At 63.2% G+C, this 11,630-nt stretch carries 12 protein-coding genes; 1 reads left to right on the forward strand and 11 read right to left on the reverse strand.

Going from position 1 to position 11,630, the window contains the following annotated elements; all coding sequences use genetic code 11:
- Positions 1-83 precede the first annotated feature (83 nt).
- From BM160_RS19880 to BM160_RS19915, 8 genes are all read right to left on the reverse strand, one after another.
- A complete protein-coding gene (locus BM160_RS19880) occupies positions 84-479 on the reverse strand; it encodes a RidA family protein (RefSeq protein WP_092007905.1) in 396 nt (131 codons plus the stop codon).
- Positions 476-916, reverse strand: a complete 441-nt coding sequence (locus BM160_RS19885) for an acyl-CoA thioesterase (protein ID WP_092007906.1) — start codon at positions 914-916, stop codon at positions 476-478. The genes BM160_RS19880 and BM160_RS19885 overlap by 4 nt, the downstream gene beginning before the upstream one ends.
- A complete protein-coding gene (locus tag BM160_RS19890; protein ID WP_092007907.1) occupies positions 913-2,535 on the reverse strand; it encodes a benzoate-CoA ligase family protein in 1,623 nt (540 codons plus the stop codon). Before BM160_RS19890 ends, BM160_RS19885 begins: the two co-directional genes overlap by 4 nt.
- Positions 2,532-3,713, reverse strand: a complete 1,182-nt coding sequence (locus BM160_RS19895; protein WP_092007908.1) for an acyl-CoA dehydrogenase family protein — start codon at positions 3,711-3,713, stop codon at positions 2,532-2,534. Before BM160_RS19895 ends, BM160_RS19890 begins: the two co-directional genes overlap by 4 nt.
- A gap of 42 nt (positions 3,714-3,755) precedes the next feature.
- Positions 3,756-4,610 carry an enoyl-CoA hydratase family protein gene (locus tag BM160_RS19900; protein ID WP_092007909.1) on the reverse strand — a complete coding sequence of 285 codons (855 nt, stop codon included), beginning with the start codon at positions 4,608-4,610 and terminating at the stop codon, positions 3,756-3,758.
- Positions 4,607-5,083, reverse strand: a complete 477-nt coding sequence (locus BM160_RS19905; RefSeq protein WP_092007910.1) for a MarR family winged helix-turn-helix transcriptional regulator — start codon at positions 5,081-5,083, stop codon at positions 4,607-4,609. The genes BM160_RS19900 and BM160_RS19905 overlap by 4 nt, the downstream gene beginning before the upstream one ends.
- A gap of 55 nt (positions 5,084-5,138) precedes the next feature.
- Positions 5,139-7,448 (reverse strand): bifunctional salicylyl-CoA 5-hydroxylase/oxidoreductase, encoded by a 2,310-nt coding sequence (locus BM160_RS19910; RefSeq protein WP_092007911.1) that lies wholly within the window; start codon positions 7,446-7,448, stop codon positions 5,139-5,141.
- Positions 7,449-7,577: 129 nt separating this feature from the next.
- Positions 7,578-8,327, reverse strand: a complete 750-nt coding sequence (locus BM160_RS19915; protein ID WP_092007912.1) for a 2OG-Fe dioxygenase family protein — start codon at positions 8,325-8,327, stop codon at positions 7,578-7,580.
- A gap of 146 nt (positions 8,328-8,473) precedes the next feature.
- Here BM160_RS19915 and BM160_RS19920 point away from each other — a divergent pair, with 146 nt between their 5' ends.
- Positions 8,474-8,770: a DUF1840 domain-containing protein gene (locus BM160_RS19920; RefSeq protein WP_092007913.1), complete on the forward strand. Its 297-nt coding sequence runs from the start codon at positions 8,474-8,476 to the stop codon at positions 8,768-8,770.
- 103 nt (positions 8,771-8,873) lie between these two features.
- On the opposite strand, the gene BM160_RS19925 is transcribed toward BM160_RS19920, so the two are convergent.
- The 3 genes from BM160_RS19925 to BM160_RS19935 form a co-directional block, all read right to left on the reverse strand.
- Positions 8,874-9,920: a Bug family tripartite tricarboxylate transporter substrate binding protein gene (locus BM160_RS19925; protein ID WP_092007916.1), complete on the reverse strand. Its 1,047-nt coding sequence runs from the start codon at positions 9,918-9,920 to the stop codon at positions 8,874-8,876.
- A 98-nt stretch (positions 9,921-10,018) separates the two neighbouring features.
- Positions 10,019-11,005: a tripartite tricarboxylate transporter substrate-binding protein gene (locus BM160_RS19930; RefSeq protein ID WP_092007914.1), complete on the reverse strand. Its 987-nt coding sequence runs from the start codon at positions 11,003-11,005 to the stop codon at positions 10,019-10,021.
- Positions 11,006-11,105: 100 nt separating this feature from the next.
- Positions 11,106-11,630: phenylacetate--CoA ligase family protein (locus BM160_RS19935; RefSeq protein WP_143093300.1), on the reverse strand; the 525-nt coding region annotated here is incomplete at its 5' end.

The following is an 11,630-nucleotide window of genomic DNA, read 5'->3' on the forward strand; positions in this document are numbered from 1 at the left end:
ACCTCCAGGCCACAGCAGCAGGACTCAGGGCTTGAGCGAGCAAATCGCAGCAAGCCCTGGTGTCCTTTTTCCCTTCTACTCTTTTAGTCAGGCACAACGGCCGTGACTTCAATCTCGATCTTGGCGCGCTCCTCTACCAGCGCAGCCACTTGCACGCAGGTCATGGCGGGGAAATTCCGGCCCATGACTTCGCGGTAAACCGCACCCAGCTCCTTGAGCCTGGCGAGATATTCCACCCTGTCCACGATGTACCAGGTCATGCGCGCCATGTGTTCTGGCCCGGCGCCGCCAGCCTTTAGCACGGCGGCGATGTTTAGCAGGGTCTGGCGCGTCTGTGCGATGAAGTCGTCGCTTTCGAATTGCTGCTGGGCATTCCAGCCGATCTGCCCGCCCACGAAGAGCAGGCTGCCGCGTGCCAGTATGCCGTTGGCATAGCCTTTGGGTTCGGCCCAGTCGGGTGGTTGAATTTTCTGGATCATGTTGTTTCCGGATTAGGTTGAAGATAGGGCAGAAGGGCTTGGCGCAAGTCGTCGGGAATGGCCAGCGCTTTGCCATGAGGGATTTCCGAATACACCACCACGCCATGCGCTCTTAGCTTGATGGCAGGGGTTTCGCCGGGCCGCTTGGGGCTGCCGTGGATTTCGTAGCGCATGCCCAGGCTGGCGCCGCCCACCTTGGTCAGCTCAAGCGTGATGCTGAGCTCGTCGCCATGGCGGCACATGCCGAGGAATTCGGTTTTCAGATCCACAATCGGCACGCCTTTTCCGGCGGCAATCAGCGCATGCTCGGGAAAACCGATGTGGTTCAGGAAGTCTTCCTGCACCTCATGCAGCAGATAGAAATACTGCGGATAAAAAACAATGCCGGCCGGATCGCAGTGATGAAACCGGACTTGCTTGCGTGTGGTGAATTTCATGAGGAGCGCAATTTGAAACGCTGCAGCTTGCCGGTTTCGGTGCGCGGCAGCTTGGCCAGAAATTCGATCTGGCGCGGGTATTTGAAGGGCGCAAGCGTGGCCTTGACATGGTCTTGCAGTGCCTTGACCATGGCGGCGTCGCCGCTGTAGTCGGGCTTGAGCACCACAAAGGCCTTGACTATCATGCCGCGCTCTTCATTGGCCAGGCCCACCACACCGCACTCGGCCACCGCCGGGTGCTTGAGCAGGGCATCCTCGACTTCCGGCCCGGCCACGTTGTAGCCTGAGGTGATGATCATGTCGTCGTCGCGCGCCTGATAAAAGAAGTAGCCGTCGGCATCCTGTGTGAAGGCGTCACCCGGATAGTTCCAGCCGTCCTTCACGTAATTGCGCTGCCGCGCATCGTCCAGGTATTTGCAGCCGGTTGGCCCCATCACCGCCAGCTTGCCAACGCTTCCGCGTGGCAGTTCCTGGCCCTGCTCATCCACCACCTTGGCGGTATAGCCGGGCACCGGCTTGCCAATGGCGCCGCGGCGCACGTCCTCAGGCGTTGAAGAAATAAAGATGTGAAACATCTCGGTCGCGCCTATGCCGTCGATGATTTCCAGGCCGGTCGCGCCTTTCCACAATTGCCGAGTGGCATCGGGCAGGCTTTCGCCGGCGCTCACGCAAAGCCGCAAGCTGGGTATGCCATGCTGTTTGGCAAACGCGGCCATCTGGCGGTAAAACGTCGGCGCCGTGTAGCAGATGGTGGCGCCCACCTGATTGATGAGCTTGACCATGGCCTCGGGCGTGTAGCCCGTGGACGGGTAATAAACCGAGGCGCCGGCCCACATCGGAAACACCAGCATGCCGCCCAGGCCAAAGGTGAAGGCCAGCGGTGGCGAGCCCATCACGATGTCGTCGGCCCTGGCCTTGAGCACATGGCGCGGCCAGGCTTCGCAGGCGGCCAGCACGTCGCGGTGCGTGTGCACGGCCGCCTTGGGTTTGCCGGTGGTGCCCGAGGTGAAGGCCATCATGGCGATGTCGTCGGCCGCGGTGGGGCAGGGGGTGAATTGCCCGGATTTGGCCGCACACAAGGCGCCCAGGTCCTGCGGATCGCCCAAGGCATTGAACTTCAAAATGGCGCCTAGTACCGGATGCGCAGCCTGGGCTTGCTCCAGTTCATCCAGCAGCGTGGCGTCGCAGATGGCCACGGTGGGCTGGGCCTTGTCAACGATCTCGCCCAACTCCTTGGCGCGCAGCAGCGGCATGGTGGCCACCGCCACCAGGCCGGCCTGGACCACGCCCAGCCAGGACAGCGCCATGCCAATGGAGTTGCCGCCGCGCAGCAGCACCCGGTTGCCCGGCATCAGCTTGAAGTCTTCCGTCAGCACCTGGGCGATGCGATTGACGCGCTCCAGCGTCTCGGCATAACTCAGCGTGATCTTGTCCGAACGCAGCATGGGGCGGTCGGCATGGCCATGGTTGAAGGCCTTGGTGAACAGGGCGTCGACCAGATTGGCCTGCTCAGGGATGTTCAGCTCGGGCAGCGAATACACCAGCTTGGGCCATTGGTCTGGCGGCGGCAGGCGGTCGTGAACGAAGCGGTCGGTTTGTGCAGAGAGGGAGGAAGTCATGATTGCAGTACCGCCTTGCCAATGATGAGTTGCTGAACTTCGGTGGCGCCTTCATAGATGCGCAGCGAGCGAATGTCGCGGTACAGGCTCTCCACCTTGGTGCCTACCTTCACGCCCAGGCCGCCGTGCATTTGCAGCGCCATGTCGATGACGCGCTGGGCGTTTTCGGTGGCCGTCATTTTGGCCATGGCCGCTTCCGCGGTGACCCGCACGCTGTGGCCCAGGCGCTCGCCTTCGTCGCGCAGCCAGGCGGCGCGGTAGGTCAGCAGCGCCGCCGCATCGACCAGTGCCGCCATTTCGCCCAGCTTGGCCTGCGTCAGCTGGAAGTCGGCCAGCGTCTGGCCGAACATCTTGCGCGTTTTGGCGTGCTGCACCGCCTCGGCCAGGGCGCGCCGCGCCATGCCGAGCGCGGCCCCGGCCACCGAGGCGCGAAAAATATCCAGCGTTTGCATGGCCAGCTTGAAGCCGCCGTGCAGCGGGCCCAGCCTGGCTGCTTCTGCGAGCCGGCAGTCGCTGAACTGCAGCGTGGCCAGCGGGTGTGGCGCCATCACGGCGATATGCTCGCTGCTGTCCAGGCCGGGCGTGTCGGCATCGACGATGAAGGCGCTGATGCCGCGCGTGCCGGCCGCCGCATCGGTCTTGACGAAGGTGACGTAAAAATCGGCGATGCCGCCATTGCTGATCCAGGTCTTGCTGCCGTTGAGTGTCCAGCCGCCTGGCGCTGGCGCGGCGCTGGTCGCCATGGCGCCGGCGTCCGAACCGGCATCGGCCTCGCTGAGCGCAAAGGCGGCGATTTTTTCACCGCTGGCCACCAGCGGCAGATAAGCCGCCTGCTGCGCCGGCGTGCCGGCCAGCGTGATGGCGCCGCTGCCCAGGCCCTGCATGGCAAAGGCAAAGTCGGCCAGCGGTGAGTGAAAGGCCAGGGTCTCGCGCAGAATCACCAGCGCCCGCGAATCGAGCTTGTCCAGGGCGCCGCCCAGGGCGCCGTTGGGGCCGGCCGGCACGCAGTAGCGCAGCCAGCCCTGCTCGCCCAGCAGCTTGACCCAGTCCTTGCAGGCCTGGCGGTCGTCGCTTTCGTCTAGGTGCTGGTCGGGAATCCAGTCGGCCAGGCGCTGGCCCAGTTCACGGTGAACGGTGTCGAAAAATGGCAGGCCCAAGTGGGTCGTGGTGGGTTTCATGGCTCAGGCTTTCTGTGCGTTCTCGGTGCTTGGGGACGGCGCTCAGTCGCCCTGGAACACCGGCTTTTGTTTCGCCGCAAAGGCCTCGTAAGCGCGGCTGAAGTCCTGCGTCTGCATGCAGATGGCCTGAGCCTGCGCCTCGGCCTCTATCGCCTGGTCCAGCGTCATGGCCCATTCTTGGTGCAGCATGGTTTTGGTCATGGCGTGCGCAAAGGTGGGGCCGCTGGCCAGCTCGTGCGCCAGCTTGTGCGCCGCGCCCAGCAAGGCATCGGCTTCGTGCAGCGCGTTGAAAAATCCCCACTGCAGGCCTTCCTGGGCGTTCATGGCGCGGCCGGTGAAGAGCAGCTCCGAAGCCCGGCCCTGGCCGATCAGGCGCGGCAGCAAGGCGCAAGCGCCCATATCGGCGCCGGCCAGACCCACGCGGGTGAACAGAAACGCCGTTTTGGCTTGCGCCGTGCCCAGGCGCATATCGGCGGCCAGGGCCATCATGGCGCCGGCGCCGGCGCAAATGCCGTCAATCGCTGCGACTATGGGCTGCGGGCACAAGCGCATCGCCTTGATCAGGTCGCCCGTCATGCGGGTGAACTCCAGCAGCTCGGGCATGCTCATCTTGGTGAGCGGGCCAATGATCTCGTGCACATCGCCGCCGGAGCAGAAGTTGCCGCCTGCGCCGGTCAAGACCACCACCTTCACATCGGTGGCGCTGCACAGGGCGCGAAACAGATTGCGCAGCTCGGCATAGGAGTCAAAGGTGAGTGGATTCTTGCGCTCGGGGCGATTGAGCGTCAGCGTGGCCACGCCGTCGTTATAGGCATAGGCGAAGTGCTTGGCCTGGTAGTTCGAGAGCGCATCAAACTGCGCGTGCATGGGATTAGTCGGGCGAATGTAGTGTTTCATGCTTGTTCCTTTTCGGTGGCGTGGTAATGCTGCTTGACCTTGCCCAGCAGCTTGTGCAAAGACTCGACTTCGCGCAGCGACAAGCCCTCGAAGGCAGTCACTATCCAGGCTTCATGCGCCCGCGCCATGTCGTCGAATTGGGTACAGCCGTGCGGCGTCAGGCGCACGCGGTAGGCACGGCGGTCGCCTTCCACCGCCACGCGCTCCACCAGGCCTTCGGCCACCAGCTGATCGGTGATGCCGGTGACGTTGCCGCCGGTCACCATCATGCGGCGCGACAGCTCGTTCATCTTCAGGCCGTCGGGGTTGCGCTGGAGCTGGGCCATCAGGTCAAAGCGGGGCAGGGTGGTGTCAAACTGCTCGCGCAGCTGGCTGCGCACCTGCTTTTCCACCAGTTGGGTGCAGGTCAGCAGCCGCAACCAGAGCCGCAAGGCCTCGGGGTGTTCGCTGTGACCGCGTGCTTCCAGATCCATGGGGTTCCCTTTGTCATTGTGTTGCTACCTATTTGGTAGCTGCTTGCGCTTGCAGCTATTGCGCTGCAGCCTCTTTTTGCTTAAGAATTTCACGGTAGAGCTGATCCCGGCCGCTCAAATAGGGCTTGGGCCAGCTGACATGCCGGCTTTGCAGCTTGGCCGCTTCGTGCAGCGTCCAGGCCGGGTCGGCCAGGTGCGGACGGGCAATCGCGCACAGGTCGGCGCGGCCGGCGGCAATGATGCTGTTGACATGATCGACCTCGGAAATCGCGCCCACGGCCATGGTTTGTATGCCGACCTCGTTGCGAATCCGGTCGGCAAACGGCGTCTGGTACATGCGGCCATAGACCGGCTTGGCGGCGCGCGTGGTTTGACCCGAGGAGACATCGATCAGGTCGCAGCCGGCGGCCTTGAACAGCTTGGCCATCTCCACTGCATCGTCGGCGGTGTTGCCGCCGGGCGCCCAGTCGTGGGCCGAAATCCGCACGCTCATGGGGCGCTCGGCGGGCCAGACTTCGCGCATCGCGCGGAACACTTCGAGCGGGTAGCGGCAGCGGTTTTCCAGGCTGCCGCCGTACTCGTCACTGCGCTGATTGGTCAGCGGCGTGATGAAGCTGGACAGCAGGTAGCCATGCGCACAGTGCAGTTCCAGCCAGTCAAAACCGGCTTGCACGGCATAGCGCGTTGATTGCACGAATTCGGCCTTGATGCGATCCATGTCGGCGCGCGTCATAGCCGCTGGCCGCTGGTTGCTGGGGCCGTAGGCGATGGCGCTGGCGGCCAGCAGCGGCCAGTTGCCTTCGGCCAGCGGCTCATCGGGCGATTCCCAGCCGACTTGCGTCGAGCCCTTGGGGCCGCTGTGGCCCAGTTGCATGCCTATCTTGGCGCCCACGCCCGAGGCGTGGACGAAGTTCACGATGCGCTGCATGGCCAGCATCTGCGCCTCGTTCCACAGGCCGGGGCAGCCCGGGGTGATGCGACCCTCGGGGTTGGGCGAGGTCATTTCCACAAACACCAGCGCCGCGCCGCCCAGGGCGCGCGCGCCCAGGTGCACCAGGTGAAAGTCCTGGGCCACGCCGTCGATCGCGCTATAGGTCGCCATCGGCGAGACAACGATGCGGTTTTTCAGCTGCAGCTGGCGTACCTTGATGGGCAACAGCATGGGCGGCGGCGGGGCCTGCTCCTGGCTTTTTGCCAGCCACTGTTCATAGCCCTGCAGCCAGGAGGCGTCGCGCACGCGCAGGTTTTCGTGGCTGATGCGCTGCGAGCGCGTCATCATGGAATAGAAAAACTGCTCGGCTTCCATGCCGCTGTAGCGCTTGACGTTTTCAAACCATTCGGTCGAGTTGCGCGCCGCGTTCTGGATCTTCAGCACCTCGACCGAACGCACCGCCTCGTAGGCTTGCAGCGCTTGGTCGGTGTCGGGGTGCTGGGCAAAACAGCGCGTCAACTCAATCGCGTCTTCCAGCGCCAGCTTGGTGCCGCTGCCGATCGAGAAATGCGCGGTGTGCGCCGCATCGCCCATCAGAACGATGGGCACGTCCTTGCCGCCAATGGTTTCGTGGTGCACCCAGCGCTCGCAGACCACGCGCGGGAAGCGAATCCAGATGGCCGAACCGCGCACATGGGTGGCGTTGTTCATCAGGGCGTTGCCGTCCAGGTATTTGGCAAACAGCCGTTCGCAAAAGGCGATGCCGTCCTCCTGGCTCATCTGGTCCAGGCCGTGCGCCTTCCAGACCGCCTCTGGGGTTTCGACGATGAAGGTCGAGGTGTTGTCGTCAAACTTATAGGCATGGGCGGCAAACCAGCCGTGCTCGGTCTGCTCAAAGGCAAAGGTGAAGGCGTCAAAGGTCTTGCGCGTGCCCAGCCAGACAAAGCGGCATTCGCGCAGCTCGACATCGGGCTGGTAGGTCTGGGCGTAACGCGTGCGTATGCGACTGTTCAGGCCGTCGCTGGCAATCACCAGGTCGGCCTGGTAGCGGGCGGCGATCTCCTGGTCGTCCTGCACGTCGGTTTCAAACACCAGTTCGACGCCCAGCTCCATGCATCGCTCTTGCAAAATATTGAGTAGGCGCTTGCGTCCAATGCCGCAAAAGCCGTGGCCGCCCGAGCGCACGCTACGGCCCTTGAAAAACATCTCGACGTCGTCCCAATGGTTGAGCGCGTCGTCAATCAGCTGGGCACTGGCCGGATCGGCGGTTTTCAGGTTGCCCAGGGTCTGGTCGGACAGCACCACGCCCCAGCCAAAGGTATCAAACGGGCGGTTGCGCTCGACCACCGTGATCTGATGCGCCGGATTTTGCAGCTTCATCAGCAGAGCGAAATACAGGCCGGCGGGACCGCCGCCTAGACAAAGAATTTGCATGGAATGGGTGCTCCATAGATTAATCGAGTCTTAATTGTTGAGGTTTAAACTAAATTCGTCAAGCGGAGTTTTCCCGCTAGCCAAAATTGGGCCCAGGCGGGAAACAGCAGGCGGGAAAAGACTTGGCGCTCAGGGCGCCTGAAAGCCGTCGGCCCGGTAAGTGAGCACCAACGTGTCGCGCAGGCCGCTGCCGGCGTGGCCGTCGGCAGGGAGTATGGCCGTGGTTTCGTGAATGACGCGCTCGTCGTCCAGCAGCAGCGCCGTCAGCGGCTCTTGCATGACAAAGCGCACGCCGTCAGGGCCATTGGCGTCAAACACCCGGGTTTCCCCACCCTTGACGCCATGCCGCCCCACCAACATCACCACCACAAAATCGACGCCATCGCGGTGCGCGCCTTCGGGCGTGGGCCGGCCCACGCCGCCGGCGGTGTCTATGCGGAACTGGTGGGCCTCGATGTACCAGCGCGGCACGGCTTTTACCTGTGCAAACAATTCTCCCAGGCGGCCCACCAGGGCGGTCCATTCCGGCGCCCGGGCCACCGCCGGTTCGACCGGTTCAAACCAGCGCTCGAAGCCGCCATGCAGGGCGTTGTAATCGGTGGGTTGCCAGTGCGCCCGGTGTGGGACTTGCGTCATCTCGCCGCTGGGCAATTCCTGAATAAAGCAGGCATGGCGGCGCTTGCGGTAATGCCCGCCATCCTTGAGGTGGGCGTCCGGCGGCAGCCGGTTCCAGGATTCGCTTAACTGGTTCCAGCCATCAAGCCACTGCGGCGTGGGAAGTTGCAGGCTGGCCGTCAGATCGGCTGGGTAGAGCAGGCTCAATCCGTCCTGGCGAAGCGCCTGGGCGGCCGGTTTTTGAACAGTGGCGATATTGAACATGCTGCTATTTTGCTTGATGCCGGACGCTGGCTGGCGGCGGGGCCGGCACGGCGGCGGCCATGTAAAGGAGATTGAACCGAGCTTTACCAAAGCGAATCAAAAGCTGCTGATAATGAAGTTGCTACTGTTTTATCAAGGAGCGTGCAATGTTGTATCGGTTCAAATCAAAAGATATGGGTGACGTCATCATGCTGGAGCCCAACGGCCGCCAGGTTCTGGAAATCATCGGCAAAAAGCCCGGTCCGCAGGGCATCATCCTGCCCGAGCAGATGGAGGCGGCGATCAAGGCGTTGGAAGCCGCGATTGCGCTGGAAGCCGCAAACGATGAGGTGGATGTCAATGAGACCGCCGAAGGCCTGGGCCTGCATCAGCGCGCCCTGCCTTTCCTGGCCATGCTGCGCACCAATCTCAAGGCTGGCCAGCAAGTGGTCTGGGGCGTTTAGGTCTTTCGCCGGCAACCCTTGCCGACGCAAAAAGCCCCGATTGACGGGGCTTTTTTTTGCCTGGCTAGCGCTAGCGCAGGAAGGGGGGGCTTGGTGACTGGCCTCAGTCGACCTTGGCGCCCGAGGTCTTCACCACCTGGGCCCATTTGGCGTGCTCGGCGTTGATGAAGGCGCCAAATTGCTGCGGCGTGTTGCCACCGGGAATGGCGCCTTGCGCCAGCAGCTTTTCTTTGATGGCCGGCGTGTTCAGCGATTTGGCGACTTCTTGCTGGATGCGGTTGACGATGTCGGCTGGCGTGCCGGCAGGCGCCAGCAGGCCAAACCAGGAGCTGGCTTCGAAACCCTTGAGCGCCGGGCCGCCGGCCTGCTCCACCGTCGGCACATCGGGCAGCGCGGCGGAACGCTGCGAGCTGGTCACGGCCAGCGCCTTGAGCTTGCCGGACTTGATCAGTTGCATCGATGAGGGCAGGTTGTCGAACATCACGTCCATGTCGCCGCCCACCAGCGCCAGCAGCGCTGGGCCGGAACCGGTATAGGGGAAGTGGGTCATGTAGGTGCCGCTCATGGTTTTGAACAGCTCCCCGGCCAGATGAATGGAGGTGCCATTGCCGCTGCTGGCCATGTTGAACTGGCCCGGCTTGGTCTTGGCCACGCGGATGAAATCGCTCACGTTCTGGATGCCTGCCGCCCTGGCTTTTTCGGCGTTGACGACCATCACATTGGGCACGCCGGCCACCAGGGTGATGGAGGCAAAGTCTTTTTGCGGGTCGAAGCTCATCTTGCGGTACAGCGCCTTGTTGATGCCGTGGGTGCCTACGGTTCCCATCAGCAAGGTGTAGCCATCGGGCGCCGACTTGGCCACCACATCGGCGCCGATGTTGCCGCCGGCGCCGCCGCGGTTTTCCACCACAAAGGGCTGGCCAAAGGCCTTGGACAGTTCGGGAGCCACGGCTCGGGCCAGAATGTCGGTGGTGCCGCCGGGCGCAAAAGGCACGACGATTTTCACTGGTCTGGTCGGCCAGGGGCTTTGGGCTGTTGCTGAATTTGCTATAAAAGTAATAGCTGATAGCGCACAGTAGATAAGGGCTGAGCGGCGATTTTTCTTAAGAAATGGGTTCAAGAGGCTCTCCGGTGGGTAGCGCTGCACCATACCGCTGCGCTGTGGGCGCTTCAAGAGGGTTAATCCCCGCATGAAAAAAGCCGCCCGGCGCTGACCGGGCGGCTGCACAAAAAACAAAAGTTGGTGGGTCAGTCGGCAAATTTGCCAGCGGCTTCAATCACCGGCTTGATCTTGGCGATCTCGGCGGCGACGAAGGCCTTGTGGGCCGCCGGCTCGACGCGCTTGTCTGCCACCACCACGGCGCCCAGGCCTTCTTGCTTCCTGATGAAGTCGGGGTCTTTCAAGGCCAGCTTGAGGGCCGCGTTGATCTGGGCCAGTGCCGCCGGTGGCGTGCCCTTGGGGGCGTACAGGCCATGCCAGATCGTCAGCTCAAAGCCCTTCAAGCCCATTTCCTGCAGCGTTGGGTAATCCTTGAGCAGCTTGTTGCCGGACAGCGGCTTGGCGGTCGTCACGGCAAAGGCCTTGACGCGACCGGCCTCGATCTGGCCGGTGGTGTTGGTGGTCTGGTCGCACATCATGTCGACCTGGCCGCCAACCAGCGCATTCATGGCCGGCGCGGTGCCGCCAAAGGGAATGGTCGTCATGGCCTCCTTGGCGTTGATCGCCGACTGCCACATCAGGCCACACAGGTGCGAGGCCGAGCCCAGGCCGGCATGGGCGATGTTGAGCTTGCCGGAGTTGGCGCGAATGTAGTTTTCAAAATCGCGGTAGTTGTTGGCAGGCAGCTGGGGCTTGCCGATGATGGTCATGGGCACTTCATTGATCATGCCCAGAAATTCGAAGTCTTCCAGCGGCTTGTAGGGCAGCTTGCGGTACAGGCCGGGTGCGGCCGCCATGCCGATGTGGTGCAGCAGCAGGGTGTGGCCGTCGGGCAAAGCCTTGGCGACCTTGTTGGCGCCTATCGTGCCGCCGGCGCCGTTGACGTTTTCCACCACGAAGTTGGCGCCGCCACCCATGGACTTGCGCATCGCCTCGGCCAAGTCGCGCGCCACTCTATCGGTGGGGCCGCCGGCGGCAAAAGGCACTACAAAGGTGATGGGCTTGGAGCCCGGGAAGGTTTGGGCGTTAGCGAAGAGCGCGGTCACCGCGACAGCCAAGACGAGCAGACGTTTCATAGGTATCCCTTTGCTTTGTAATAAGGCTTCGAAGTTTACGGAGCTCTGCCCTGGCCCGCATCGCGGGAACTACGTAAGGGCAATCCCGTTCATCGCCTGGCTATTTGTAGCTACGGGCATCCTCAATCACCTTGCCGTCATTGGGCAGGCTGCCCGGCGCCAGCAGTTGCACCGTGCCGCGCAGCTTGGTGACGTCGCGTATGGCTTCGCCTATGCGCTGCTCCAGGCCGGCTACAGACAAGGCGGTTTCGACCTGCAGCGTCATGCTGTCGTTGGCCATCTCGCCGCTGACCACCAGCCTGGCCTTGAGCACCTCGGGAAAGCGCTTGATGATGTTGGCGATCTGCTCGGGATGCACAAACATGCCGCGCACCTTGGCGGTCTGGTCGGCCCGGCCCAGCCAGCCCTTGATGCGGCTATGGGTGCGCCCGGTGGGACAGGCACCGGGCAGTACCGCCGACAAGTCGCCGGTGCCAAAGCGGATCAGCGGGTAGTCGGGATTGAGCGTGGTCACCACCAGTTCGCCGACCTCGCCGTCGGCCACCGGGTCGCCGGTGCCGGGGCGAACAATCTCCACGATCACGCCCTCGTCCAGCACCAGGCCTTCACGCGCCTCGGTCTCGTA

Origin of the sequence: Polaromonas sp. OV174 (assembly GCF_900112285.1) — a bacterium.
Classification (GTDB): Bacteria; Pseudomonadota; Gammaproteobacteria; order Burkholderiales; family Burkholderiaceae_C; genus Polaromonas.

Bases quoted from the DNA above. Each gene is read 5' to 3' on its own strand.
- BM160_RS19880 (WP_092007905.1), bottom strand. From the start codon at position 479: ATGATCCAGAAAATTCAACCACCCGACTGGGCCGAACCCAAAGGCTAT.
- BM160_RS19885 (WP_092007906.1), bottom strand. From the start codon at position 916: ATGAAATTCACCACACGCAAGCAAGTCCGGTTTCATCACTGCGATCCG.
- BM160_RS19890 (WP_092007907.1), bottom strand. From the start codon at position 2,535: ATGACTTCCTCCCTCTCTGCACAAACCGACCGCTTCGTTCACGACCGC.
- BM160_RS19895 (WP_092007908.1), bottom strand. From the start codon at position 3,713: ATGAAACCCACCACGACCCACTTGGGCCTGCCATTTTTCGACACCGTT.
- BM160_RS19900 (WP_092007909.1), bottom strand. From the start codon at position 4,610: ATGAAACACTACATTCGCCCGACTAATCCCATGCACGCGCAGTTTGAT.
- BM160_RS19905 (WP_092007910.1), bottom strand. From the start codon at position 5,083: ATGGATCTGGAAGCACGCGGTCACAGCGAACACCCCGAGGCCTTGCGG.
- BM160_RS19910 (WP_092007911.1), bottom strand. From the start codon at position 7,448: ATGCAAATTCTTTGTCTAGGCGGCGGTCCCGCCGGCCTGTATTTCGCT.
- BM160_RS19915 (WP_092007912.1), bottom strand. From the start codon at position 8,327: ATGTTCAATATCGCCACTGTTCAAAAACCGGCCGCCCAGGCGCTTCGC.
- BM160_RS19920 (WP_092007913.1), top strand. From the start codon at position 8,474: ATGTTGTATCGGTTCAAATCAAAAGATATGGGTGACGTCATCATGCTG.
- BM160_RS19925 (WP_092007916.1), bottom strand. From the start codon at position 9,920: ATGGTGCAGCGCTACCCACCGGAGAGCCTCTTGAACCCATTTCTTAAG.
- BM160_RS19930 (WP_092007914.1), bottom strand. From the start codon at position 11,005: ATGAAACGTCTGCTCGTCTTGGCTGTCGCGGTGACCGCGCTCTTCGCT.